The organism is Mesorhizobium sp. M7D.F.Ca.US.004.03.1.1, assembly GCF_003998635.1.
GTDB classification, from domain to species: Bacteria; Pseudomonadota; Alphaproteobacteria; order Rhizobiales; family Rhizobiaceae; genus Mesorhizobium; species Mesorhizobium loti.
The window spans coordinates 1-575 of sequence record NZ_RZQG01001676.1 but is presented as its reverse complement, the minus strand read 5'-3'; the positions used below and the strand labels follow the sequence as shown (position 1 = coordinate 575).

The window sequence follows — 575 nt, the reverse complement described above, 5'->3', positions numbered from 1 at the left end:
GGCTTGGGTTGCCGGTTGGTTCGCCTGCTTCGCTATAACCCAGAGCGCCTCCCTGCTCCTCATCGGCCCGGTCATCGACAAGGTTGGGGCCGTACGGCTTCTTCCCGTCTTCATGTTGCCGATGGCGCTGGCCATGTTGCTCTTCGGAACGCTGGACTCGCCCTATGTCTTGCCGTTCGCTTTCACCTTGATGGCAGTTTCCGGCGGCGTGGCGCCGACGCTTGCTACCGCGCTCTGGGTGGAGCTGTTCGGTCCCGATCGCTTGGGTGGCGTAAGGTCCATCGCCGAAAGCGGCAACGTGATTGCAAGCGGCCTGGCCCCGGCGATCATCGGATCTCTGGTGGACTGCGGGGTCACGATGCGGACCCAGGCGTTCGGATGTCTGGTTTATATACTGGTCGCAAGTGCGCTAGCGCAGACGCTTCGACGCAAAGGAGCCGCCTACCAGGGAATGTCGGCTCCGTAAGCGTCGACAAAGCGACCGTTGAGCTGCTGGCGGTCGCCTGCGAAAAGAGCGGCAGCTCGATCCGCCTCAGATTGGCGTGGCTGTCTGCCAAGCCCGAGCACGACATAGG

The 575-nt window shown here is 62.8% G+C and carries 1 protein-coding gene; it reads left to right on the top strand.

Features of this window, described 5'->3' with window-relative positions; translation table 11 throughout:
* The coding region (locus EN935_RS39425) for an MFS transporter (RefSeq protein ID WP_127374422.1) at positions 1-466 on the top strand (466 nt) is incomplete at its 5' end.
* Positions 467-575: the final 109 nt, after the last annotated feature.